Source organism: Lichenibacterium dinghuense (genome assembly GCF_021730615.1).
In the GTDB taxonomy this organism is placed as follows: Bacteria; Pseudomonadota; Alphaproteobacteria; order Rhizobiales; family Beijerinckiaceae; genus Lichenihabitans; species Lichenihabitans dinghuensis.
The window spans coordinates 4,716,338-4,739,798 of the sequence record NZ_JAJLMN010000001.1; the positions used below are offsets into that span (position 1 = coordinate 4,716,338).

Consider the following 23,461-nt stretch of genomic DNA (forward strand, 5'->3'; position numbering starts at 1 on the left):
GGGGGTCAGCGCCCCTTGTCGTTGCCGGGCAGGTGCTGGCCGTAGCTCTTCTCGAGCGCGACGCGCTCCTCGATCAGCTTGGCATAGGCGGCCTTCTGCTCGGCCGACATGATCACCCGCTTGCCCTTGGAAGGCTTGCGCTTGGGGGCCCGCTTGAACTGGTCGGTCGACTCCGGCATCGGCGCTGTCCTCCTCACGTCGATCCGGATCTAGACCATCGCGGGACGGGGGAGAAGCGCGACCGATCGCGCCGCGGGGGTTGACCCCGCCTCCCGTTCCGCGTCGTTACGGACGTCTTCACGCGATCGGGTTGTTCCACCCCATCGAGGCCCGCTCCAGGGCGGCCCCGTGTTGCGCCGCCGACAGCCGATGCTAGGCTTTCGACATCGTCGAGCGAGTCGAGGAGGACCGCCATGCCCCGTCTGTTCACGGGCCTCCAGATCCCCGCCGGACTCGCGACGGAACTGGCGCTGATGCGCGGCGGCCTGACCGGCGCGCGCTGGATCGACACGGAGGACTACCACCTCACGCTGCGTTTCATCGGCGACATCGACCCCGAGACCGCCGACGCGGTCGACGAGGTGATGGTCGGCATCCGGCGCAAGCCCGTCACGGTGACGCTGGAGGGGCTCGACTATTTCGGCGGCGACAAGCCCCGCGCCATCGTGGCCAAGGCGCAGCCCTCGGCGGCGCTGGTGGAGCTTCAGGCCGAGCAGGAGCGGCTGCTGCGCCGCATCGGCCTGCCCCCCGAGCCGCGCCGGTTCGTGCCCCACGTCACGCTGGCGCGCATGCGCGGCGCGTCGCAGGTCGCCGTGGCGCATTACCTCGGCACGCGAGGCTTCCTGTCGCGGCGCTTCGAGGCCGAGGCCTTCGTCCTGTATTCGGCGCGCGACTCGGTCGGCGGCGGCCCCTACGTGGTGGAAGCCGAATATCCCCTGGGGTGACGGGAGCGGCGTGCCTGCCCGCGGGCTCGAACCGCGCCGGGAGAGCCGCTCTCCGACCGCTCGCTACGACACGAAAAAGCCCGCCCCATCGTGCGGGGGGCGGGCTCGGGTCCGCGAAACGCCGCCCCGGGGAGCGGCGGCCGCTCTCACTCGAAGTGGTAGGCGGCGCCGATGCGGAAGAAGTCGCCGTCGATCGACTGCTTCGCGTAGTTGGTGTTGTTGAGGTTCACGATCTTGTCGTTGATCCCGAATTCGTGGAGATATTCGCCGCGCAGCGAGACACGCTCGGAGATGCGGTAGTCGAGGCCGGCGCCGGCCTCGATGGCCTCGTTGTTGACGCGGCCGAGCTGCGAGCCGGTGAGCGTGTTGATCTGCTCCGAGCGGCCGTAGGCGAAGCCCGCCGACACGAAGGGCAGGTAGGACCCGAAGGCGTAGCCGGCGCGGGCGCGCAGGTCGGCGTTGATGTAGTTGCGGAAATGCGTCGGGCCGGTCGGCTCGCGGCCGTTGCCCTCGATGTCCGTGTAGGCGGTCGAGCCTTCGACGCCGATCATGTAATGGTCGCGGAAGATGAAGTTCGTGCCGGTGAAGAGGCCGCCCTGGGCGCCGGAGGTGTCGAACTTGGTCTTGCCGCCGTTGATGAGGTTCTTGGTCTCGGGCGTGATGAAGCCGCCGCCGCCGAACACGCCGCCGTAGCCGCCGGCCCAGTTCACCTGCTGCGTCGCCGCGTCGATGTAGGGGCGCGGCGGGTTGTCGCCGAAGCGCTGGATGATGGCGGCGCGGACGATGTCGCTGTCCGAATGCGTGCGGAAGGACCGGCCGTCGAAGGCGTAGGTCGAGTCGGGCAGGCTGTCGTGCAGGTATTCGACGCGCACCACCAGCGGGCCGAGCAGGCTGGCCAGGAAGCCCTGCTGCAGGCCGAGGTAGCCGGCCGGGTTGACCTTGACGTCGACGCCCGCGCCAATCGTGTAGCCGACCGACTGCTTGTTGGCGCCCGCGGCGTTCAGCGGTGCCTCGGTGGACTGGTAGGACTCGTTGATCACCGCGCCGCCGGCGATGAAGGGCATGAAGATGCCGAGGTCGTAGCCGAGGCGGCCGCGCAGTCGGACGTCGTACAGGCTGTCGAGGTGAGTCGGCAGGCCGCCCGCATTGCCGCGCTCGTTGCCGCGCACGAGGTTCAGGTCGATGCCGCCTTCGGCGCCGACCACGACCTTGTTGTACTCGAAGTTGTAGCCGACGAAGCCGCCGCCGCTCTGGCCCGACTTGTCGAGGCTGCGGGCCGCGCCGCCGTTCTGGCGGGTGCGGAAGTTGGTGAAGTCGTAGCCGTAGGTCGAGCCCGCGTAGAAGCCGCCCCAGTTGTTCACGATGGGGGCGACGAAGACCGGGGTCGGGGCCGTGCGGGCCGGGAGGTCGGCGGCCCGGACCAGCGCGGTGCTCGACAGGAGCCCCAACGCGGCGACGAGGCCGCCCTTCAATTGATGACGCATGAAACCTCGCCCGACGCAGAGCCCAAATCTGAACCCGAAGGTACAGGAGCCCAACGCGGCCCGGAACCCCGCGGCCGGGCCGGGGCGCGACTTCAGCGGTGCTGTGGCATTTCTGCGACGTGGCGTCCCACCCCGCCGCCGGCGCCCTACGATCGGTAGTCGCCGTTGATCTCGACGTAGAGCTTGGTGAGGTCGCAGGTCCACACCGTGGCGCGGCCCGAGCCGAGGCCGATGTCGGCGCGGATGTCGATGTCCTGCCCGCGCATGTAGGCCGAGGTTGCGGCCTCGTCGTAGGCCGGGTCGCGCAGGCCCTCGGCGGCGACGCGGATCGGCCCGAACCAGATGGCGAGCCGGTCGCGGTCTGCAGCCTCGCCGGCCTTGCCGACCGCCATCACGACGCGCCCCCAGTTGGCGTCCTCGCCCGCCACCGCGGTCTTGACCAGCGGCGAGTTGGCGATCGAGAGGGCGATGCGCTTGGCGGCCGCGTCCGAATCCGCGCCCTCCACGGTCACGGAAACGAATTTGCGGGCGCCCTCGCCGTCCTTGACGACCTGGTGGGCGAGGTCGAGCAGCACGCGGTCGAGCGCTTCCGCGAAGGCGGCGAGCCGCGGGTCGGCGGGGTCGGCGATGGCTGGGGCGCCCCGCGCGGCCGCGCCGCCCGTGGCGAAGAGCATCAGCGTGTCCGACGTCGAGGTGTCGCTGTCGACCGTGATGCTGTTGAACGAGGCTTCGACGCCGCGCGACAGCAGCGCCTGCAGCGCCGGGGCCGCGACGGGCGCGTCGGTGAAGACGAAGCTCAGCATGGTGGCCATGTCGGGCGCAATCATGCCGGCCCCCTTGGCGATGCCGTTGATCGTCACCGGCACGCCGCCGAGGTCCGCCGTCGCGGTGGCGAGCTTGGGGAAGGTGTCCGTGGTCATGATGGCGCGGGCCGCGTCGGCGATGCCGTCCTCGCGCGCCTCCGCCACGAGGCGGTCGAGCACGCCGTCGAAGCGCGACGCGTCGAGCGGCTCGCCGATGACGCCGGTCGAGGCGAGGAAGATCTCGCTCGTCGCGGCGCCGGACGCGCGGGCCGCGAGCTCGGCCGTCAGCCTCGTCGAGGCCACGCCCGTGCGGCCCGTGAAGGCGTTGGCGTTGCCCGAGTTCACCACCAGCAGGCGCGCGCGGCCCTGCGACAGGTTCGAGCGGCACCAGTCGACCGGCGCGGACGGGCAGCGCGACTTGGTGAACACGCCCGCGACCGCCGTGCCCTCCGGCAGCACCGCCACCGTGACGTCGGTGCGGCCCTTATAGCGGATGCCGGCCTCGCCGGCCGCGAAGCGCAGGCCGGGGATCGGGGGCATGTCGGGGACGGAGGTCGGCGCCAGGGGCGACACGGGGACGGGAGTGGCCATGGAGCGCGGGTTCCTCGCGCGGCGGTGCGCCGCGGGCCGGTTCTAGCGGCGACGCGGGCCCGGGAGAAGGCTCGGCGCGGCGCCGGAGCCGGATCGTGCTAGTGTCGTGCCAGGACCCGCGATCGACAGGGAGACCGTGCCATGGCCGAGCCCGCCCCGCAGCGCTGGACCCTGGAGGCCTTCTTCGCCTGGCAGGAGCGTCAGCCGGACCGCTACGAGCTCGTCGGCGGCTTCCCGCTGAAGATGATGGCTGGCACCCGCAACGTCCACGACGACATCGTTGTGAACGTCCTCGCCGAGCTGCGACGTCAGCTCCGCGGCGGCCCCTGCCGTCCCTTCACCGCCGACGGCAGCGTCGAAACATCGAAGGGCCAGATCCGCCGCCCCGACCTCGGCGTCGACTGCGGCCGGCGCGACCCGAACGGCTTCAAGGCCGCCGAGCCCCGCCTCGTGCTGGAGGTCCTGTCGCCGGGCACGCGCGACTTCGACACGTTCGAGAAGCTCGGCGAGTACAAGGCGGTGGAAACCCTCGACCACCTCGTCTTCGTGGAGCCCGACATGCCGCTGTTGGTCCATTGGAGCCGCGATACGGGGCGTGAATGGGTCCGTCGGGACGTGGAAGGATTCGACACCGCGGTGGAACTCGCCGACCTCGGCGTGGTGCTGAGGTTGGCCGAGGTCTACGATGGCGTCGCCTTCCCGCCCCGCCTGCGGGCTCCGTGACGCCGCGGCGCGGTCATCGGAGGTCGATCGCGAGCAGGTAGTCCGTCGCGGCCACGAAGAGGCGCTTCATGTCCGACCCGCCGAAGCAGCAGTTCGACGGCGTCGCCGGGGTCGGGAAGAAGCCGAGCTTGGTGCGGTCCGGCGCGTAGATCTGGATGCCGTCGCCCGAGGTCGACCAGACCCAGCCGCGCGCGTCCACCGCGAAGCCGTCCGGGTAACCGTGATCCGTGCGCAGGAAGAAGCGCCGGTTCGACAGCGTCCCGTCCGGGCCGACGTCGAAGGCCACGATCTCGTGCGTGTCCTTCTCGTGGCCGCCGATGATCTCGCCGAGCGAGCGGGCCGTGTCGGACACGTAGAGGATGCGGCCGTCGGGCGAGAAGAACAGCCCGTTCGGCTGCTCGAAGTCCGCCATGCGCCGCAGCGCCCCCGTGGCGGGATCGAAGCGGTAGACCGAGCGGTGGTCCAGCTCCGGCTCGACGAGCGAGCCCTGGTTCGGCATCAGGATGCCGAAGGTCGGGTCGGTGAACCAGATCGCGCCGTCGGCCGCCACCGTCACGTCGTTGGGCGAGTTCAGGCGGCGGCCCTCGTAGTGGGTCACGATCGGGGTCGCGCCGCCGCGCCCGTCCGAGCGGCTGATGCAGCGGCGGCCGTGCTCGCAGTGGACCAGCGCGCCGTCGGCGCCGAGCGCGTTGCCGTTCATGAATTGCGTGTTGTCGATCAGCACCTCGACCCGCCCGTCCGGGTGCCAGCCGAGCAGGCGGCGGTTCGGCACGTCGGACCACGCGAGGCGGCCGTTCGGCGCGTCCCAGACCAGGCCCTCGCCGTGCAGGGTGAACTGGTAGAGGATCACCGGCTCGGCGTCGGCGGCCAGCACCTCCTCCAGCCGCGGGTCGTGGACTTCGACGCCGGTGAAGGCCTCCAGCTTCTCCGGCGGCCCGGCCCGGCGCAGCAGGCGGCCCGGCAGCAGCGACGCGTCGTCGGTCATGGCGATCTTCCTTCGGCGGTGGACCTGGGGAAGCCGCGGCATCCGGAGCGGGTTCGGCGCGGCCGCGGCTTCACCGCTGGTCAACCACGCCCGGCGAAACCCCGCGCCGCCCGCGGCGCCGGTGACGGAACCGAAAGCCCCTCCGGGCCGTCGTGGTCCGGGCCGCCGCGAGCCCACGGGAGCCGTCCATGCGCAGAACCGCCCTCTTCCTGGCCGCGATAGCGGGCCTGTCGGCCCCCACGGCCGCGCGGGCCTGTGACCCGGTCGTGACGGAATGCCTGCCGGCCGTCGTGGTGTTCCCGGCCTACACGCACGAGGGCATCCGGGTCGGCACCGTCGAGGCCCGCGTCGCGCAGCCGCTGGCGCTGGAGCGCAGCCGCTACACCGGGCAGCCGCGGACCGTGGTGTTCAACGATCCCGGCAGCATGCCAGGCGCCGTCGACCCCGGACTCACGCTGGTCCCGCTCCCGCGCGTGAAGAGGTACGCCACGCAGGCGGCCTATCCGGCCGGCTACTGAGGCGCCTGCTCCCGCAGCAGCTCGTCGAGCCAGGCTCGGGCCTTCTCGAGTTCGTCCCACGGCACCTCGCCGATGGGGAACTCGGCCGCCATCACCACGCTCAGCACCGCATTGACGCGCTCGAGCTCCGGGCGCCACCGCGTGCCGGCCTCCGCCCGGTGGCGCGCGATGAAGTGGTCCCGGAACTGCCCCACCTTCTGGATCGCGCCCTTCAGCGTCCTGCCGTCGCGCTTCGGACGGTCCGCCAGGGCCTGGTCGAGGTGGGCGAGGGCGTCCCGTCCCGCTTGAATGTCCGCCATGGCGCTACTCCACCGCCTGCCGCGGGCCGGGGTGCCGCTCGGCCTCGGTCAGCCGCCCCGGCCGCAGCCCGCAGGTGATCGCCTTGGTCGAGTGGATCGACGTGTTGGCGTCGCCCGTGATGGCGAGCAGCGCGTTGGCGACCGCGCCCGGGTTGTAGCCGAGCCGCCCGAAGACCCACGGCATGCCGATCTGGTGCACGGTGCCCCCCGCGATCCGGAAGGGCCGCACGCGCTCGGTCACCATGGCCTTGACCTCGATCGAGGTCCGCGACGTCGACAGCACGGTCCAGCCGAGGTGCTCGATGCCGAGCTCGGCCGCCAGCTCCGGCGACACCTCCACGAAGGCTTCCGGCTGCAGCTCCGCGGTGTGCGGCATGATGCGGGTCGAGATGCCGCCGCAGTGCAGCTCGGTCAGTCGGTAGGTCGTGAAGACGTAGGGGTAGCGCGGGTCCTCCGGGGCGTGCAGCTCGTTGCCGGGCCGCGCCCAGATCTTGGCCGTGGGGTTGACCTGCTGGCCGCCCATCGGGTTGCGGACGGGGCTCTCCAGCGGCTCGTAGTGGGTCGGGAGCGGGCCGTCCTTGAGGCCCGTCGGCACGAAGAGCTGGCAGAAGCCGTCCGCCTCCATGATGAAGGGCCGATCCCCGCCGAGCGCCTCCATGCCGGTCGGCTCCGTCGACCAGTCGGGCCGCATGTCGGGCCGCTTGGTCGGCACGAAGTCCGGCACGTCGTCCCCGTCCCACTTCCCCTCCGCCTCGTCCCACCAGACGAGCTTCTTGCGCTCCGACCAGGGCCGGCCTTCCGGGTCAGCCGAGGCGCGGTTGTAGAGCGTGCGCCGGTTGGACGGCCACGCGAAGGCCCAGTCGAGGTGGGCGTCGCCCTTGCCGGTCGGCGAGTCCGGCCGGCGGGAGCGCGCCTTGTTGACGCCCTCCTCGGGGAAGACCCCGCAGTACATCCAGCCCCCGCAGGCCGTTGAGCCGTCGTCCTTGAGGTCCTGGTACTTGGCGACCTGCCTTCGGTCCGCCACCGTGTAGCCGTTGATCTCCTTCAGCACCGATTCGGCGTCGGGCTCCCGCTTCTCGCCCTTGAGCGGGTAGTCCCAGGTCAGCGCCCTGATGGCGGCGTCGCGCGTCTCCGTGCTCGCCTCGTAGAGCGCCTTCAGGCGGCGGCCGAGGTGGTAGATGAACCACAGGTCCGAGCGGCAGTCGCCCGGCGCCTCGACGACGTGGTCGTGCCACTGCACGAGCCGGCTCGTGTTGGTGACGGTGCCGTCCTTCTCGCCCGGCAAGGCGCAGGGCAGGAAGAACACCTCAGTGCCGATGTCGGCCGGGGTCAGCTCGCCCTTCTCGATCAGGCGGCCCTTCTTCCAGAAGTCCGCGCTCTCGATCAGGGCCATGTCGCGGACCACCAGCCAGTCGAGCCGGCCGAGGCCGCGCTCCACCATGTCGGCGTTGACGGCGCCGACGAGCGGGTTCTGGCCCAGGATGAACTGGCCCTTCACGGTGCCGTCCACCATGCAGAGCGTCATCGGCTCCTGGCTGACGTCGCCGGTGAGCTTGGGCAGGTTCTGGTATCCGTATTCGTTGCCCGCGGTGGCGAGGTCGCCGTACCAGGCCTTGAGCAGGCTCACCATGTATTTGGGGAAGTTGTTCCACCAGCCGGTCGGCGGCGTCTCGACCTTGAGGTAGCTGTCCAGCGACATGTGGTCGTGGAAGGCGTTGGGCTGCGGCAGGTAGGTCGGCAGCATGTTGTAGAGCGTCGGGATGTCGGTCGAGCCCTGGATCGACACGTGGCCGCGCAGCGCCATGATGCCGCCGCCCGGCCGCCCGACGTTGCCGAGCAGCCCCTGGATGATCGAGCAGGCGCGGATGATCTGCACGCCCACCGAATGGTGCGTCCAGCCGACCGCGTAGCAGAAGGCGCCCGTGCGCTCGCGGCCCGAGTTCTTGGCCAGCGCCTCCGCGACCTTGAGGAAGGTCGCCTTCGGGCAGCCGGTGACCTCCTCGACCATCTCGGGCGTGTAGCGGGCGAAGTGCCGGCGCATGATCTGGTACACGCAGCGCGGGTGCTGCAGCGTCTCGTCGCGGTGCGGCGGCCCCTTCTTCATGGACTGGTAGTCGCCCTGCTCGCCCTCGCGCGAGGCGGCACGGTGCTCGGCGACCGAGGACGGCACGGTCTTGCCCTCGTACTGCCAGGTCTTCTCGTCGTAGGTCTCGGCGGCGGCGTCGAAGCCCGAGAAGATGCCGGCGGCGTCCTCGGAGTCGACGTAGCCCTCCTCGATCACGTGGGCGATGTTGGAATAGGCCATCGCCCATTCCTTGAACCACAGGTCGTGCTCGAGGATGTGGTGGATGATGCCGCCCAGGAAGGCGATGTCGGAGCCCGAGCGCAGCGGCGCGTGCACGTCCGCCAGCGCGGAGGTGCGCGTGAACCGCGGGTCGGCGTGGATGATCGTCGCGCCGCGGCGCTTGGCTTCCACGACGAAGCGGAACGCGACCGGGTGGTTCTCCGCCATGTTGGAGCCCATGATCACGATGCAGTCGCTGTTCTCCAGGTCCCACAGCGCCATGGTGGCGGCGCCTCGCCCGAACGACGTCCCCAGACTGGGTACCGACGACGAGTGTCAGATGCGGGCCTGGTTCTCGATGTTGAGCATCCCGAGGCCGCCCCCGAAGAGCTTCTTGATGAGGTAGTTCTCCTCGTTGTCCATCGTGGCGCCGCCGAGCGAGCCGATGCCCAGCGTGTGGTTGACCGTTCGCCCGTCCGGCAGGCGCTCGACGAAGGTCTCGTCACGGGTCTGCTTCACGCGATCGGCGATGCGGTCCATCGCCCATTCGAGCGGCCTCTTCTCCCACTTATCGGAGTGGGGCGCGCGGTACAGCACGTCCGTGACGCGCTCGGGCGACAGCAGCAGGCCGAGCGTGCCGCCGCCCTTGGGGCAGAGCGTGCCCTGGTTCACCGGCGAGCGCGGGTCACCCTCGATGTGGATCGGCTTGCCGTCCTTGGCGTAGATGAGCTGCGCGCAGCCGACCGCGCAGAACGGGCAGATCGAGGTGCCGACGCGGTCGGCCTGCTCCAGTCGCGGGCGCAGGTCGCGCGAGGTCTGGCTTTCCGCCGCCTTGGTCCTGAGGCTCTCGCCCCGGATCTGGCGCGGGATCGACCAGTCCTGCAGGAACTTCCGCAAGTGGCCACCGGGCCCTCGGCTCACTTTGGTCATGTCGGCCCTTCGATCGCGCTCGTCGGATCCTCAATGGGCCGGATTCGGCCCCGGTTCCGGCGGCGCGCCGCCGCGCCCTGCAACAAGGCCCTGTCGGGCACGTTGCCCGACAGCGATATGCGCTGAGAGCACGACATGGCGACGATGGACGGCCGGATCACGCTGGTGCAGGAGAGCCGTTTCCAGCTCACCGACGAGGCCGGGGTCGGCCACCTGTTCACGCTCGGCCCCTGGTGCGCCGCCGAGCCCGCCCAGCTCGGGCCGCTGGCCGAGAGCCAGGCGCCGGTCCGCGTCGCGTACAAGCCGGGCAAGGACGTGATCGGCCACGTCGCGCAGCGGATCGACCTGCGGCCGGAGGTGGCCCGGTGAACTACCATCCGCGCATCGACGAGTTCCAGGACTCCAGCCTCGACCGGATGATCCCGGACGAGTCGCGCTTCACCGCCGGGGTCAAGATCGAGCCCGGCAGGTCCTACGGCTTCTTCACCGACACCACGGTCTGCATCGGATGCAAGGCCTGCGAGGTGGCCTGCAAGGAGTGGAACAACCTGCCCGCCGACCACCTCGGCCTGACCGGCCACAGCTTCGACAACACCGGCGAGCTGTCGGCCAACACCTGGCGCCACGTCGCATTCGTGGAGAAGAAGGGCTGCGGCGGCGTGCGCGACGACGCCGAAGCGCCCTTCCAGAGCGGCTGGCTGATGCTGAGCGACGTGTGCAAGCACTGCCACAACGCCCCCTGCCTGGAGGCCTGCCCGACCGGCTCCATCTTCCGCACCGAGTTCGACACGGTCGTGGTGCAGCAGGACATCTGCAATGGCTGCGGCTATTGCGTGCCGGCCTGCCCCTTCGGCGTCGTGGCGGTCAGCGAGAACGACGGCAAGGCCCACAAGTGCACGCTCTGCTACGACCGCCTGAAGGGCGGGCTGGAGCCGGCCTGCGCCAAGGCCTGCCCGACGGACTCCATCCAGTTCGGCGAGATCTCGGACCTCCACGCCCGCGCCGAAAAGCGCGTCGAGCAACTGCACGGGCAGGGGGTGGGCAGCGCCTACCTCTACGGCACGCCGGGTGCGCCGGGCGCCACGGGCGGGCTCGAACACCTCAACGCCTTCTTCCTGCTCACCGACCGGCCGGAAACCTACAACTTCCCCGTGGCGCCGACGCGCGCCTCGAACCGCGTGGCGCCGAGCATGTTCTCCGGCCTGCTCACGGTCGCGGCGCTCGCCACCGCGGCCTCCGTCATCCTGTCGCGCCGGGACGCCCGCCGATGAACGAGCACCCCCGCGCAGAGCCCGGGATCGCGGCCTCGCTGAAGCCGTTCGAGCGCTACGACGGCACGACCTACTACGGCCGCCAGCAGCTCAAGCCCTGGCCGTTCGAGCCCACCGTGGTGGGCAGCTACATCTTTCTGGCCGGCCTGTCCGGCTCCGCGCAGATCCTGGCGACGGTCGCGGCGGCGGCGAAGGACCCCGCGCTCGCCGGGGCCGTGCGGCGCGGGCGCTACCTGTCGCTGCTCGCGCCCACGATCGGCTCCGCGCTGCTGGTCTACGACCTCCACACGCCGAAGCGCTTTTACAACATGCTGCGCGTCGCCAAGGCGACCTCGCCCATGTCGATCGGGACCTGGTTCCTGATGAGCTTCTCGGGCTTCGCCGTGGCCTCGGCGGCGGCGCGGGCCGGAGCGGACCGCTGGCCGGAGCGGAGCTGGCTGGATGCCGCGTCGGACGCCGCGGGCGTGCCGGCGGCGCTGGCCGGCGCCGGGCTCTGCACCTACACGGCGGCGCTGCTGTCGGCCACCTCGACGCCGGTCTGGGCGTCGGCGCCGGCCACGCTGGCGGTGCGCTTCGGCTCGTCGTCGATCGCCACGGGCGCGGCCGCGCTGGCGCTCGGCGAACGGAATCCCGCGGTCCGCGCGAAGCTCGACGACGTGCAGCTCTGCGCCCTCGCGGTCGAGGCCGTGCTGTCCGCGGTGACCAAGGGGCATCACAAGAGGGTCGGCGTCGCGGGCGCCTACGCGAGCGTGCCGGGCCGCGTCGAGCAGGTCGGCGCGACCCTGCTCGGCGTCGCGGCGCCGCTCGGCCTCCTGGCGGCGACCCGCTTCGCGGCGCGGCGGCCGCGGGCCGCCTCCGTGGCGGCGGGCGCGCTGACGCTGCTCGGCAGCGCGACGCTGCGCACCTCGATGCTCAGCCTCGGCAACGTGTCGGCGCGGCGGCCGGACGTGTCGTTCCGCTTCTCCGTGCCGAAGAACCTGCCCGAGGTCGGCGGCTGAGCCTCGGCCGCGGCGCGGCTTAGAGCGCCAGGCGCGCGCCGACGATCACCAGCGTGCCGGCCAGGATGGGGCGCAGCACGGCGTCTGGCACGCGGGACGCGAGCTGGCTGCCGACCGCGATGCCGGGCAGCGACCCCACCAGCAGCGAGCCGAGCAGGGCCCAGTCGACCGAGCCGACCCACCAGTGGCCGGCGCCGGCGAGCAGCGTGAGCGGCACGGCGTGGGCGATGTCGGACCCGACGATTCGAACGGTCGGCATGCGCGGGTAGAGCACCAGCAGCACCGTGACGCCGATCGCGCCGGCGCCCACCGAGGTGAGCGATACCATCACGCCGAGGAACAGGCCGAGCGCCACGGTGAGGGCGAAGGTCTGCCGGTCGGTCAGGCGCTCGCTCAGCCGCGCCATGCGGGCCTGGATCCAGCGGCGCAGCACCAGGGTCAGCGCGGTCAGGATTAGGGCGACGCCCAGCACCGTGTTGATCGTCGCGCCGGCCTTGGCGCTGCCCGTGTCGATGAACGAGAGGGCGATCAGCGTCGCCGCCGTGCCGGGCAGGCTCCCCAGGGCGAGCCGGCCCACGATGCGCCAGTCCACGGTCTTGTTGAACCCGTGCACGGCCGTGCCGCCGCTCTTGGTCAGGCCGGCGTAGAGCAGGTCCGTGCCGACCGCGGTCGACGGGTGGAAGCCGAACAGCAGCACCAGCAGCGGCGTCATCAGCGAGCCGCCGCCGACGCCCGTGAAGCCGACCAGCAGGCCGATGCCGAAGCCGGAGGCCGAGTAGACCCAGTTGATGGAATGCAGCCAAGTCATGGACGGCCCCGTGTCGCGCCGGCGCGGCGAAGCGTCGGCCCGCTCGCGCGGACCGACGCTTCGCCACAATGTCGGCTGTGCCGCCGAGTTCCCGAGCTGAGTTCGAACAAAGTCTATATCCTGAGTAGACGATATGCTCGGATCCGACAAGGGACTGCACGGGGGGAACCCGACCGAGGGGAGTGCAGGGCGCCGGCCCGACGCGCCGAGCTGCCGATGCGGATCTGCAACCTGCTCGGTCGGCGGCGCGGGTGAACCATCGCGGCAGTGCAGCATTGAAAGCGCAACGCCCAGCAGCGCCGAAAGCCCGTCCCATGCCGATCTCGGAAGCCCGCGTCGCCACGGCCCACGGCAGCCGCTACCTGCAGCAGCTGTGCAAGCATTGGTCCCACAAGTTCACCGTCGACTTCACCGCCGAACGCGGGATGATCGACTTCGGTGACGGCCGCGCCTGCGCGCTGGCCGCGACCGGAGAGGCGCTGACGTTGCGCGCCACCGTACCGGAGGGCGGCGACGCCCAGCGCTTCGAGGGCGTCATCGGCGACCACCTCAAGCGCTTCGCCTTCCGCGAGGAGCTGGCCTTCGACTGGCGGCGGCTGGGGGACTGAAGCTGCCTCACCGACCCCGCAGAACCAGCTTATCGTTGGACACGGTGAAGGACTCGAGCTTGTTGAGGTAGCTCATGCCGAGCAGGTTCTCGTGCAGGGCGCCGGGCTTCTCGACCAGCGCTTTCACGTCCACCTGCGTCAGCGGCCCGATGGTGAGCGACGGCAGCACCACCTCGGCGGCGAGGCCGCGCCCGTTCGCCGTCATCACCTCCACATCGTAGTCGAGCGAGCGGACGGGGATCTTCAGCCGCACCGCGTCCTCGGCGCGCAGCACCACGGAGGAGGCGCCGGTGTCGAGCGTGAAGGGCACGCGGGTGTGGCCCACGGTGGCGTCGAGCGTGAAGCCGCCGTCGGGGCGGCGGAACACGGTCACCTCGCGCGGGCCGCTCTCCACCACCGTGCCGGGCACGAGCACGGCCATCACGCGCTCCGCCACCGTGCCGAGCTCGAAGCGGAAGGAATAGCCGGCCAGCACGGCGAACAGGATCGCGGCCCAGAGGGCGAGGTTGACGAGCCCCGCCGCCATCCGGCCCCGGAACATGCCCGGGATCGACGTCGCCACCACGGCCGCGAAGCCGCCGTAGACGATGATCCTCGTCCAATCCGAGGGGGTCAGCTCGTTCCAGTCCACCTGCTCGATCCCCCGGCCACGCGGGTCAACTAGGGATGGCCGGCCTCCGCGTCCAGCGCCGGCCGGCCATCGGCCGCGAGCCGGGCCGGCAGTTCCGCCATCAGGGCGCGGCGCTGCGGCTCCGACAGGGTGCCCCAGGCGGCGATCTCGTCGAGGGTGCGGCCGCAGCCGAGGCAGAGCGCGTGCCCGTCGTCGATGGTGCAGACGCCGATGCAGGGCGAGGAGGGGGTGGACATGCTTCCCCGGTTAGCCCGCGCCGGGCGCGATGAGAAGGCCGAGCAGCAGGGCGACCTCGCAACATTGTTGACAGCATCCGGCGACGTCGCCCGTGACGCCGCCGATCTGCCCGCGCGCGAGGCGCGTCACCCCGGCCGCCGCCAGCGTGGCCGCGCCGAGGGCCAGCGCGGCGCGGAGCGGGGGAACGCCGGCCGAGAGCGGAAGCGCGAGGCCGAGGGCGAGCGCGCCGGCCGCCGCGGCGGGGAAGACCGATGCGGGCAGGCGCCCGGCGCCGTGGCCGAGCCCGTCCGCGCGGGCGGGCGCGAGCAGCGCCATCGGCATCAGACCGATCCCGCGCGACGCCGCCGCGGCCGTGACGAGCCCGGCCGCGGCGAGGCCGGGGCCGCCGCGCTCGCCCAGCGCCGCCAGCGCGGCCGTGCGCAGCAGCAGCGAGAAGCCGACCGCGAGGGCCCCGTAGGTGCCGAGGCGGCTGTCGCGCATGATCTCCAGCTTGCGCTCGCGCGTGCCGCCGCCGCCGAAGCCGTCCGCGCAGTCGGCGAGACCGTCCTCGTGCAGGCCGCCGGACGCGAGAACGGTCGAGAGCACCGCCAGCGCGGCGCCGACCGCGGGCGGCAGGCCGAGCGCCGCTGCACCCGCGAGGGCGGCGGCGCCGAACAGCCCGACGGCGGCGCCGGCCAGCGGCGCCCAGGCGAGGCAGCGCGCGAAGGGGTCTGGGGGATGCGCGGCCTCGACCGCCAGCGCCGGCAGGGGCAGCCGCGTGTAGAAGCGCAGGCAGGTGACGGCTTCCGCGGCGAGGGCGGGGAAGGGCGGGCGCGCTGGCATGGTGCCGCCGTTCTGCCATAAGAAGGCGGAGCCTCCCACGCCCCTCACGCGCCGAGCCCCCATGTCCACCAGCGGCCTGCCCTTCGACGACATCCGCGCCCTGATGGCGCACCTGCCGCCGCTCGACGAGGAGGCCGCCGCGGCCATCCGGGCGCGGGACGCCGAGCTCACCAAGCCGCCGGGGTCGCTCGGCCGGCTCGACGAGATCGCGGTGTGGCTCGGCGCCGTGCAGGCCAAGGCGATCCCGACGGCGTCACGGCCCCTGGTGGCCGTCTTCGCCGCCAACCACGGCGTCGTGGCGCAGGGCGTGTCGCCCTATCCGGCGTCCGTCACCGCCACCATGGTGGCGAACTTCTCGGCCGGCGGCGCCGCGGTCAACCAGATCTGCGGCCACCTCGGCCTGGGCCTGAAGGTGTTCGAGCTGGCGCTGGAGATCCCCACCGCCGACATCACGGTCGAGCCCGCGCTCGACGAGGCGGCCTGCGCGGCCACGATCGCTTTCGGCATGGAGGCGATCCACGGCACCGACCTGCTGGCGCTCGGCGAGATGGGCATCGGCAACACAACGGTGGCGGCGGCCATCTACGCGGCGCTCTACGGCGGCGAGGCCCGCCACTGGGTCGGCCGCGGCACGGGCGTCGACGACGCCGGCTACGCCCGCAAGGTCGCGGCCGTGGAAGCCGCCCTCGCGCTCCACCGCGACCACCTCGCCGACCCGCTGGAGGTGCTGCGCCGGCTCGGCGGGCGCGAGGTCGCCGCCATGGTGGGCGCCATCCTGGCGGCCCGCATCGAGCGCGTGCCGGTGATCCTCGACGGCTACGTGGTCTGCGCCGCTGCGGCGGTGCTGCACGCCATGGACCCTGCGGCGCTGGACCATTGCGTGGCGGGCCACCGCTCGGCCGAGGGCGCCCACGGTGACGTGCTCGCAAGGCTCGGCAAGGCGCCGCTGCTCGACCTCGGCATGCGGCTCGGGGAGGGCTCCGGCGCCGCGCTGGCGGCCGGCATCGTGCGCTCGGCCCTGGCCTGCCACACCGGCATGGCGACCTTCGCGCAGGCGGGGGTGGCGAACAAGGATTGAGCCGGCGTCAGGGCGCCGGCGCGTCCTCGCTCCCCGTGCGGATCTGCGCCCGCGTGGCGTCGCGCAGCGGCACGAGGTTGCGGGCGAGCCATTCCGGCCCGCGGTCGGAGGTGAGCGCGTATCCGAACGCGCCGTCGCCCCAGGTGGCGACGCCGAGTGGGGCCGCGTCGTCGTCCGCGGCGAGCACGCGGGCCGCCCCGTCCTCGCCGCCGCGCGACACGGTCAGCCCAAGCCGGTCGGCCCCGTTGCCGTAGGCCAGGAAGGCGGCCGGCCCCGACCGCCCCGGCACGATGCGGCCGCCCAGGAAGGACCAGCCCTGGCGGGCGAGGTCGGGGATGCGCAGCCCGGTGCCCAGCCGGTGCCCGATCCAGCGCGCGAGCTTGGGAGCTTCGGCGGCCGTGAGCTCGACCGGCCGCGCCGGGTCGGTCAGGAAGGTGCGGTGCGCTTCGGCGGCGCGCGTCGCCAGATCCTGCGCCGCCGAGCGCCGCCCATCGGTCCCGGGCGCGGCGTCGGCCGATCGGGCCGCCGAGGGCGCGAGCCCGAACCCGTCCGTCCCGACGCTCGCCAGGGCGCCGAGCGCGAAGCCGACCAGCGCCGCCCCGGTGGCCGTGGTGGCGACCACGCCGGCGAGCCGCCGTATGGCCGGGCGTTCGGCGGCCGCCTCGTTCCGCAGGTCCCGCGGCGACACCGCGACGGGCAGCAGGCGCACCGGCACCGGCTCGGCGAGCACGGAGGCGAACATCGTGCGCAGGTTGTCGGTCTGCCGGCGCCAGGCGTCGATCCGGGCGGAGGCCTCGGGATCGGTGCGGAGCGACGCCGCCAGCGCGGCCGCGCGCGACGGCTCGAGTCTCCCGTCCACGAGGCCGTTGAGGTCGGCGTCGTCGAAGGCCGTCTCGGTGTGCATCATGATCCGCCTATTTCACCAGGCGGAGGTGGGCCGCGCCCCCGCGGGCGCGCTCGCCGACGCGCGCGTCCCGGCCGCCGGTCGCGTGGTCCGCCTTCACCAGGAGGTCGCGGGCGCGGGTCAGCCGCGAGAACACCAGGGCGAGGTCGATGTCGAGCACCTCGGCCACGTGGCCGTAGGCGAGGCCCGACAGCGCCGTCAGCAGGAGCACCTCGCGGAACTCCAGCGGCAGCGCGTCGAGCCGCAGGATGTCCTTGGGGAGGAAGGGCAGGGGGGCGCCGCCGCCCTCGACGCCGGCCGCCGACACCGGCGCGCGGTTGCGCAGGCGATTCAGGCGGACCAGCGCCGCGAAGCACCACACCGCCAGCCCCGGCCCGCGCTTCGGCAGGTCGGAGCGCGACGCCAGCACGATCGTCTCCTGCACGAGGTCGTCCGCCGCGCAGGGGGAATGGCCGCGCACCAGCGCGCGCGCGAAGCGCCGGAGGTGGGGCGTGAGCGTCCCGAGGTCGTCTGCAAAGCCCGGCATGCTGCCCTGATCCGCAAGTTCGCGATGGTTACGATTCCGTTAAGGAACGTACTCGATCGCGGTCCGGATGCCCATGGCGGGGGCGGGACTTCGGTAAAATTTCGGTCGAAGCGCGGCGGAGCGGCGACACCGCCCGCCCCGCGCGCCGGCCTTTCCACCCGCGGCGGCGATGGGGTAAGGGTGGGGACCAGCGAGGCCCCGCGCGTCTGCGCCCGGCCGGCCCCCGCAACCGCCTTGGAACCGTTGATGTCAGAGACGCCCAGCACTGCCGCCGCCCCGCCGGCCATCCTCGCCGGCCGCCGCGGCCTCATCATGGGCCTGGCCAACAACCGCTCGATCGCGTGGGGCATCGCCAAGGCGGCCCGCGCCGCCGGCGCCGAACTCGCCTTCACCTACCAGGGCGAGGCGCTGGAGAAGCGCGTGCGCCCGCTCGCCAAGGAGCTAGACGGCCTCGTCGTCGGCCACTGCGACGTCACCGACAGCGCCTCGATCGACGCCGTCTTCGCCGAGGTGGAGCGCGCCTGGGGCCGGCTCGACTTCATCGTCCACTGCATCGCCTTTTCGGACAAGGACGAGCTGACCGGGCGCTACATCGACACCAGCGAGGAGAATTTCACCCGCTCCCTCGCCATCTCCTGCTACTCGTTCACGGCGGTCGCCCAGCGCGCCGAGAAGCTGATGTCGGACGGCGGCTCCATGCTGACGCTGACCTACTACGGCGCCGAGAAGTGGATGCCGCACTACAACGTGATGGGCGTCGCCAAGGCGGCGCTGGAAGCCTCGGTGCGCTACCTCGCGGCCGACCTCGGCGAGAAGAACATCCGCGTCAACGCCATCTCGGCCGGGCCCATCAAGACGCTGGCGGCCTCCGGCATCGGCGACTTCCGCTACATCCTGCGCTGGAACGAGCTGAATGCCCCGCTGCGCCGCACGGTGACGATCGAGGAGGTGGGCGAGAGCGCCGCCTTCCTGCTGTCGCCGATGTCGCGCGGCGTCACCGGCGAGATCCTCCACGTCGACGCCGGCTACCACGTGGTCGGCATGAAGAACCCCGCCGCGCCCGACATCGCGGTGAAGGAGCCGTGAGCCTGCCCGGCCCGCGCCGCTTCTTCTTCGTGCGCCACGGCGAGACGGCCTGGAACCGCGAGGGGCGCCTGCAGGGCCAGCACGACGCGATGCTGAACCCGCTCGGCCGCAGCCAGGCCGCGGCGGCCGGCCGCATCCTCGCCGCGGTTCTCGACGGGCGCGGCCTCCGGGCGGCGGACCGGGCCTACGTGGTCTCGCCGCTGTCCCGCACCCGCGACACGATGGAGCTGATGCGCGCCGAACTCGGTCCAAACCTGCCGGCCGTGGCCTGCGACGACCGGCTGAAGGAGATCGGCTTCGGCGCCTGGGAAGGGCGCACCTGGGAGGACCTCAAGCGCCGCGACGCCGCCGCGATCGCGGAGCGCCGGCGCGACACCTGGAACTACGTGCCGCCCGGCGGCGGCGAAAGCTACGCCATGCTGCTCGACCGCCTGGCCCCGTGGCTGGCCGGGCTCGTCGAGGACGCGGTGGTGGTGGCCCACGGCGGGGTGGCGCGCGCGCTGCTCCACGGCATCGCCGGCCTGGAGCCGGAGCGCGCCGTGCGCGAGGAGGTCCACCAGGGCCGCGTGCTGCTGTTCGGGGACGGCGCGGCGTGCTGGGCCTGAGCGCGCCGTCAGTCGCGGTTCATCGCGGGTCGGCTAGCCCGTGCGGCCCGGCCCGATGATCGGGTCCATTACGGATCGGAAAGGTCGGACCCAGTCCACCCGGACGGGTGTTCTGACGGTTGGCGATGGTTGTGACGGGCGCACGGCCCCGCGCGGCGGCGGGCCGGCGCCCGGCGGCAGAGACTCACGATGCGCCGGGCAGGGCTGCGCGCCCGCGGCCGGCGAAGACGGGTGCAGGACACGATGAGCGATACGACCATTGCCGAGCGCGACACCGTCGGCGCCGCGGCGCCGCGCGTCCCCGCGAGGCTCGAAGGGGCGTCGCGCCCCGAGTTCATCCGCGACGAGGTTTTGGCCGAGGTCTTCGCCCGCACCGCCGCCGAGCGGCCCGACGCGGTCTGCTTCCGCAGCCCCATCGCCCGCCTGACCTACGCCGAGGTGGACCGGCGCGCCGACGCCATGGCGCGCGGCCTCGCCGCCCGCGGGCTCGGGCCGCGCCGCGTGGCGGGCCTGTGGATGCAGCGCGGCTTCGACCTCCTGGTCGCGCAGATCGCGGTCGCGAAGACCGGCGCCGCCTGGCTGCCCTTCGACGCCGACGCGCCGGCCGACCGCGTCGCGGTGTGCCTCGGGGACTCCGAAGCCCTGGTGCTGGTGACGGACGCCGCCTTCGCGGCGGCCCACGGCGCCGCGATGCCGTGCCCTTCCGCCACCGAGGCGGAACTCGCTGCGGCAGCCGGCCTCGCGGTCGACGCCCGCGCGGCCGGGACGGGGCCGGACGACCCGGCCTACCTCATCTACACCTCGGGCTCGACCGGCGTGCCGAAGGGCATCGTCGTCACCAACCGCAACATCTGCCACTACCTGCGCGCCGCCAACGCGCTCTACGCCATCTCGCCCGCCGACGTCGTGTTCCAGGGCGCGTCCGTCGCCTTCGACCTGTCGATGGAGGAGATCTGGATCCCCTACCTCGTCGGGGCGAGCCTGTTCGTCGCCACGCGCGAGATCCTGGGCGAGGCCGACGCGCTGCCGGACGTGCTCAACACCGCCGGCGTCACGGTGCTCGACACGGTGCCGACGCTGCTCGGCCTCCTGTCGCGCGACGTGCCCTCGCTGCGGCTCATCATCCTCGGCGGCGAGGCCTGCCCGCCGAGCCTCGGCGCGCGCTGGTGCCGGCCGGGCCGCACCATCTACAACTCCTACGGCCCGACCGAGGCGACGGTCGTCGCCACCGCGGCGCTGGTCGAGCCCGGCGAGCCCGTCACCATCGGCGGCCCGATCCCCAACTACACCTGCTACGTGGTCGACGAGGCCATGAACCTGCTCGACCGCGGGCAGGAGGGCGAGCTACTGATCGGCGGCCCCGGCGTCGCCCGCGGCTACCTCAAGCGCGACGCGCTGACGGCCGAGAAGTTCGTCGCGAACCCCTTCCGGCAGGGCGGGGTCGATCCGGTGCTGTACCGCTCGGGCGACGCCGTCGCGCTCGACCCCGAGGGGCAGATCCTGTTCCGCGGGCGCATCGACGACCAGGTGAAGCTGCGCGGCTTCCGCATCGAGCTCGGCGAGATCGAGTCCAAGATCACGACGCTGCCCGGCGTCCACCAGGCCGCCGTGGTGCTGCGCCACGACGACGGGCTCGACCAGCTGGTCGCGTTCCTGGTGGGCGCGGACGGCGCCGCGCTCGACAGCGCGGCGCTGCGCGCCAGCCTGCGCGAGGCGCTGCCGCCCTACATGGTGCCGTCGCGCTTCGAGCCCCTGGAGGCGCTGCCGCGCCTGTCCTCCGGCAAGGTGGACCGCAACGCCCTGAAGCGCGTGGCGCTCGCGGCCCGCACCGCCGAAGCCCAGGAGGAGCCGCGCACGCCCACCGAGGCGCTGCTCCTCGAGGCGGCGCGCGCCGTTCTGCCGGCCGGCGCCATCCCGTTCGACGCCGACTTCTTCACCGACCTCGGCGGCCACTCGCTCCTGGCGGCCCGCTTCGTGTCCGTGGTGCGGCAGACGCCGGCGCTAGCGGGCATCACGCTCCAGGACATGTACCGGGCGCGCACGCTGCGGGCCATCGCGGCGCTGGTCGACGGCCGCTCCGGCCCGGCCGGCGCGGCACCGCGGGACCTCGGCTTCGCGCCGCCGCCGCTGCGCCGGCGCTTCCTGTGCGGGCTCGCCCAGGCGATCGCGCTGCCCTTCATCCTGTCCTTCGCGACGGCGCAGTGGCTCGGCGTCTTCGTGTCCTACATGCTGCTGACCACCAGCGAGGCGACGTTCTGGGAGGAATGCCTCTACCTCGTCGGCACCTACATGGTGATCAACATCTTCACCATCCTGTTCTCGATCGGGGTGAAGTGGGCCGTGCTGGGGCGCGTGAAGCCTGGGCGCTATCCCCTCTGGGGCACCTTTTATTTCCGCTGGTGGCTCGTGCAGCGCTTCACCGCGCTGATGCACCCGAAGTGGTTCCAGGGCTCGCCGGTGATGCGGCTCTTCATGATGGCCATGGGGGCCAAGGTCGGCCAGGATGCCATCATCGGCGACCACGAGGCCGGCGCGCTCGACCTCATCGAGATCGGGCCGCGCGCCTCCATCGGCGGCAAGGTCAAGTTCGCCAACGCCCGCGTCGAGGGCGGCGAGTTCATCGTCGGGCGCATCCGGATCGGGGCCGACGCCTACATCGGCACCTCCTGCGTGCTGGAGGAGGGCGTCACGGTGGGCGCGGGCGCCGAGATGGGCGACCTCTGCGCCGTGTCGTCCAACACCGCGATCGGCGCCCACGAGATCTGGGACGGCTCGCCGGCCCGCAAGGTCGGCGACGTCGACCTCGCCGCGCGCGACGCCTTTCCCGAGGCCTCGCCGGCCCGCAAGGCGTGGCTCGGCTTCGGCTACGTGGCGATGCTGCTCGTCATCCCGCCGCTCGGCCTGCTGCCCATCTTCCCGGCCTTCTGGGTGTTCGACCAGCTCGACGACTGGCTGTCGATCCCCGACGTCGACCGCTTCGCCTATCTGGCGTCGCTGCCGCTGCTCGCTTGGCCGACCTCCTTCGTGATGGTGCTGATCTCGGTCGCCTTCATCGCCGCGATGCGCTGGGTGATCCTGCCGCGCGTCGCCGAAGGGCGCTACTCGATCTTCTCCTTCTTCTACCTGCGCAAGTGGACCGTGGCGCTCGCGACCGAGATCACGCTGGAGGTGCTGTCCTCCCTCTTCGCCACCGTCTACATGCGCAACTGGTACCGGCTGATGGGGGCCAAGATCGGCAAGGACGCCGAGATCTCCACCAACCTGTCGGGCCGCTACGACCTCGTCGAGATCGGCGAGAAGTGCTTCATCGCCGACGAGGTCGTGCTCGGCGACGAAGAGGTGCGCGAGGGCTGGATGCGCCTCGCCAAGGTGAGGACCGGCCCGCGCGTCTTCGTCGGCAACGACGCCGTGGTGCCGATCGGCTCCGAGATCCCCGAGGGCGCCCTGATCGGCATCAAGTCGAAGCCGCCCGGGAACGACGCGATGAAGCCCGGCGACACCTGGTTCGGCACGCCGCCGATCCGCCTGCCCGTGCGCCAGCGCTTCGACGGCGGCGGCGCGACCTGGACCTACGAGGCGCCGCGCTGGAAGAAGGCGATGCGCGCCGTCTTCGAGGCGGTGCACATCTCCCTGCCCACGATGCTGTTCATCGTGTTCGGCACCTGGTCGGTGCAGTGGCTCGGCCCGAAGATCTTTGACGGCGACTACGTCGAGGTGGCGTTCCTGTTCGTGCTCCTGTCGCTGCTGATCTCGGTCACGATGACGCTGATCGTGGTGGGCGTAAAATGGGCCACGATGGGGCGCTACGAGCCCACGACGCAGCCTATGTGGTCGTTCTGGGCCATGCGGACCGAGGCGGTCGCGGTCATGTATTGGGGGCTCGCCGGCCGCGTGCTGCTGGAGCACCTGATGGGCACGCCCTTCCTGCCCTGGGTGCTGCGCCTGTTCGGCGCCCGCTTCGGCCGGGGCGTGTGGATGAACATGACCGACATCACCGAGTTCGACTGCATCACGGTCGGCGACTTCGCCTCCCTGAACTCGCTCTGCGCGCTGCAGACGCACCTCTACGAGGACCGGGTGATGAAGGTCGGGCGCGTGAAGATCGGCGACGGCGTGACGGTGGGGGCCGGCTCCACCGTGCTCTACGACACCCACGTCGGCGACTTCGCCCGGCTCGGGCCGCTGACCCTGGTCATGAAGGGCGAGTCGATCCCCGCCCATTCGGAGTGGGTCGGCGCGCCGGCGGAGCCCAAGGCCGCCGCGGCCGTGCCGGCGGCGCTGGCGGCCTGAAGGGGTCCGCGAAGGCCGTGAGCTCTTGACGGGGCT

General features: G+C 72.3%; 23 protein-coding genes. 11 read left to right on the forward strand and 12 right to left on the reverse strand.

Annotation, left to right across the window (positions count from 1 at the left end; all coding sequences use genetic code 11):
• Positions 1-5: 5 nt before the first annotated feature.
• Complete coding sequence (locus L7N97_RS22620) at positions 6-179, reverse strand: hypothetical protein (protein ID WP_237480516.1); 174 nt, start codon at positions 177-179, stop codon at positions 6-8.
• Between the two features lie 234 nt (positions 180-413).
• On the opposite strand from L7N97_RS22620, the gene thpR reads away from it, so the two are divergent.
• Positions 414-944 carry an RNA 2',3'-cyclic phosphodiesterase gene (gene thpR, locus L7N97_RS22625; RefSeq protein WP_237480517.1) on the forward strand — a complete coding sequence of 177 codons (531 nt, stop codon included), beginning with the start codon at positions 414-416 and terminating at the stop codon, positions 942-944.
• Between the two features lie 146 nt (positions 945-1,090).
• Here thpR and L7N97_RS22630 read toward each other — a convergent pair whose 3' ends face one another.
• The gene (locus L7N97_RS22630) at positions 1,091-2,428 is read right to left on the reverse strand and encodes an outer membrane protein (RefSeq protein WP_237480518.1); all 1,338 of its coding nucleotides are present in this window, start codon (positions 2,426-2,428) and stop codon (positions 1,091-1,093) included.
• A gap of 146 nt (positions 2,429-2,574) precedes the next feature.
• Positions 2,575-3,822 (reverse strand): bifunctional glutamate N-acetyltransferase/amino-acid acetyltransferase ArgJ, encoded by a 1,248-nt coding sequence (gene argJ, locus L7N97_RS22635; RefSeq protein ID WP_237480519.1) that lies wholly within the window; start codon positions 3,820-3,822, stop codon positions 2,575-2,577.
• A 141-nt stretch (positions 3,823-3,963) separates the two neighbouring features.
• Between argJ and L7N97_RS22640 the strand changes: the two genes are divergently transcribed.
• Positions 3,964-4,545 carry a Uma2 family endonuclease gene (locus L7N97_RS22640; protein WP_237480520.1) on the forward strand — a complete coding sequence of 194 codons (582 nt, stop codon included), beginning with the start codon at positions 3,964-3,966 and terminating at the stop codon, positions 4,543-4,545.
• A gap of 13 nt (positions 4,546-4,558) precedes the next feature.
• Here L7N97_RS22640 and L7N97_RS22645 read toward each other — a convergent pair whose 3' ends face one another.
• Positions 4,559-5,530, reverse strand: a complete 972-nt coding sequence (locus L7N97_RS22645; RefSeq protein ID WP_237480521.1) for an SMP-30/gluconolactonase/LRE family protein — start codon at positions 5,528-5,530, stop codon at positions 4,559-4,561.
• A gap of 188 nt (positions 5,531-5,718) precedes the next feature.
• Between L7N97_RS22645 and L7N97_RS22650 the strand changes: the two genes are divergently transcribed.
• Positions 5,719-6,048: a hypothetical protein gene (locus L7N97_RS22650; protein ID WP_237480522.1), complete on the forward strand. Its 330-nt coding sequence runs from the start codon at positions 5,719-5,721 to the stop codon at positions 6,046-6,048.
• On the opposite strand, the gene L7N97_RS22655 is transcribed toward L7N97_RS22650, so the two are convergent.
• Together L7N97_RS22655 and fdh are read right to left on the reverse strand one after the other, a co-directional pair.
• A complete protein-coding gene (locus L7N97_RS22655) occupies positions 6,042-6,347 on the reverse strand; it encodes a hypothetical protein (RefSeq protein ID WP_237480523.1) in 306 nt (101 codons plus the stop codon). The genes L7N97_RS22650 and L7N97_RS22655 overlap by 7 nt on opposite strands.
• A 4-nt stretch (positions 6,348-6,351) precedes the next feature.
• Positions 6,352-9,561, reverse strand: a complete 3,210-nt coding sequence (gene fdh / locus L7N97_RS22660) for a formate dehydrogenase (protein ID WP_305069264.1) — start codon at positions 9,559-9,561, stop codon at positions 6,352-6,354.
• A gap of 135 nt (positions 9,562-9,696) precedes the next feature.
• Between fdh and L7N97_RS22670 the strand changes: the two genes are divergently transcribed.
• Genes L7N97_RS22670 through nrfD form a run of 3 tightly spaced genes read left to right on the forward strand, consistent with a single transcriptional unit; the run spans position 9,697 to position 11,830 of the window.
• Entirely contained in the window at positions 9,697-9,930 is a 234-nt protein-coding gene (locus L7N97_RS22670; protein ID WP_237480526.1) for a hypothetical protein, read from the forward strand.
• The gene (locus L7N97_RS22675; RefSeq protein WP_237480527.1) at positions 9,927-10,832 is read left to right on the forward strand and encodes a 4Fe-4S dicluster domain-containing protein; all 906 of its coding nucleotides are present in this window, start codon (positions 9,927-9,929) and stop codon (positions 10,830-10,832) included. The genes L7N97_RS22670 and L7N97_RS22675 overlap by 4 nt, the downstream gene beginning before the upstream one ends.
• A complete protein-coding gene (gene nrfD, locus L7N97_RS22680) occupies positions 10,829-11,830 on the forward strand; it encodes an NrfD/PsrC family molybdoenzyme membrane anchor subunit (protein WP_237480528.1) in 1,002 nt (333 codons plus the stop codon). The genes L7N97_RS22675 and nrfD overlap by 4 nt, the downstream gene beginning before the upstream one ends.
• Before the next feature lie 19 nt (positions 11,831-11,849).
• Here the strand turns inward: nrfD and L7N97_RS22685 are convergent, their stop codons facing one another.
• The gene (locus L7N97_RS22685; protein WP_237480529.1) at positions 11,850-12,638 is read right to left on the reverse strand and encodes a sulfite exporter TauE/SafE family protein; all 789 of its coding nucleotides are present in this window, start codon (positions 12,636-12,638) and stop codon (positions 11,850-11,852) included.
• 314 nt (positions 12,639-12,952) lie between these two features.
• On the opposite strand from L7N97_RS22685, the gene L7N97_RS22690 reads away from it, so the two are divergent.
• On the forward strand, positions 12,953-13,246 hold the full coding sequence (locus tag L7N97_RS22690) for a DUF2218 domain-containing protein (RefSeq protein WP_237480530.1): 294 nt from the start codon (positions 12,953-12,955) through the stop codon (positions 13,244-13,246).
• Between the two features lie 7 nt (positions 13,247-13,253).
• On the opposite strand, the gene L7N97_RS22695 is transcribed toward L7N97_RS22690, so the two are convergent.
• The 3 genes from L7N97_RS22695 to cobS are packed head-to-tail and all read right to left on the reverse strand — an operon-like array spanning position 13,254 to position 14,936.
• Positions 13,254-13,877, reverse strand: a complete 624-nt coding sequence (locus tag L7N97_RS22695) for a retropepsin-like aspartic protease family protein (protein ID WP_237480531.1) — start codon at positions 13,875-13,877, stop codon at positions 13,254-13,256.
• 29 nt (positions 13,878-13,906) lie between these two features.
• Positions 13,907-14,113 carry a DUF1289 domain-containing protein gene (locus L7N97_RS22700; RefSeq protein WP_237480532.1) on the reverse strand — a complete coding sequence of 69 codons (207 nt, stop codon included), beginning with the start codon at positions 14,111-14,113 and terminating at the stop codon, positions 13,907-13,909.
• A gap of 10 nt (positions 14,114-14,123) precedes the next feature.
• A complete protein-coding gene (gene cobS / locus L7N97_RS22705) occupies positions 14,124-14,936 on the reverse strand; it encodes an adenosylcobinamide-GDP ribazoletransferase (protein WP_237480533.1) in 813 nt (270 codons plus the stop codon).
• 61 nt (positions 14,937-14,997) lie between these two features.
• Between cobS and cobT the strand changes: the two genes are divergently transcribed.
• Entirely contained in the window at positions 14,998-16,014 is a 1,017-nt protein-coding gene (cobT, locus tag L7N97_RS22710; protein WP_237480534.1) for a nicotinate-nucleotide--dimethylbenzimidazole phosphoribosyltransferase, read from the forward strand.
• Positions 16,015-16,021: 7 nt separating this feature from the next.
• On the opposite strand, the gene L7N97_RS22715 is transcribed toward cobT, so the two are convergent.
• Positions 16,022-16,921: an anti-sigma factor gene (locus L7N97_RS22715; protein ID WP_237480535.1), complete on the reverse strand. Its 900-nt coding sequence runs from the start codon at positions 16,919-16,921 to the stop codon at positions 16,022-16,024.
• Between the two features lie 7 nt (positions 16,922-16,928).
• Positions 16,929-17,444 carry a sigma factor-like helix-turn-helix DNA-binding protein gene (locus L7N97_RS22720; RefSeq protein WP_237480536.1) on the reverse strand — a complete coding sequence of 172 codons (516 nt, stop codon included), beginning with the start codon at positions 17,442-17,444 and terminating at the stop codon, positions 16,929-16,931.
• A gap of 246 nt (positions 17,445-17,690) precedes the next feature.
• Here L7N97_RS22720 and fabI point away from each other — a divergent pair, with 246 nt between their 5' ends.
• From fabI to L7N97_RS22735, 3 genes are all read left to right on the forward strand, one after another.
• Positions 17,691-18,530, forward strand: coding sequence for an enoyl-ACP reductase FabI (gene fabI / locus L7N97_RS22725; RefSeq protein ID WP_237480537.1), 840 nt, complete (start codon positions 17,691-17,693; stop codon positions 18,528-18,530).
• The gene (locus L7N97_RS22730) at positions 18,527-19,135 is read left to right on the forward strand and encodes a histidine phosphatase family protein (RefSeq protein WP_237480538.1); all 609 of its coding nucleotides are present in this window, start codon (positions 18,527-18,529) and stop codon (positions 19,133-19,135) included. The genes fabI and L7N97_RS22730 overlap by 4 nt, the downstream gene beginning before the upstream one ends.
• Positions 19,136-19,378: 243 nt before the next feature.
• Complete coding sequence (locus L7N97_RS22735) at positions 19,379-23,425, forward strand: Pls/PosA family non-ribosomal peptide synthetase (RefSeq protein WP_237480539.1); 4,047 nt, start codon at positions 19,379-19,381, stop codon at positions 23,423-23,425.
• Positions 23,426-23,461: the final 36 nt, after the last annotated feature.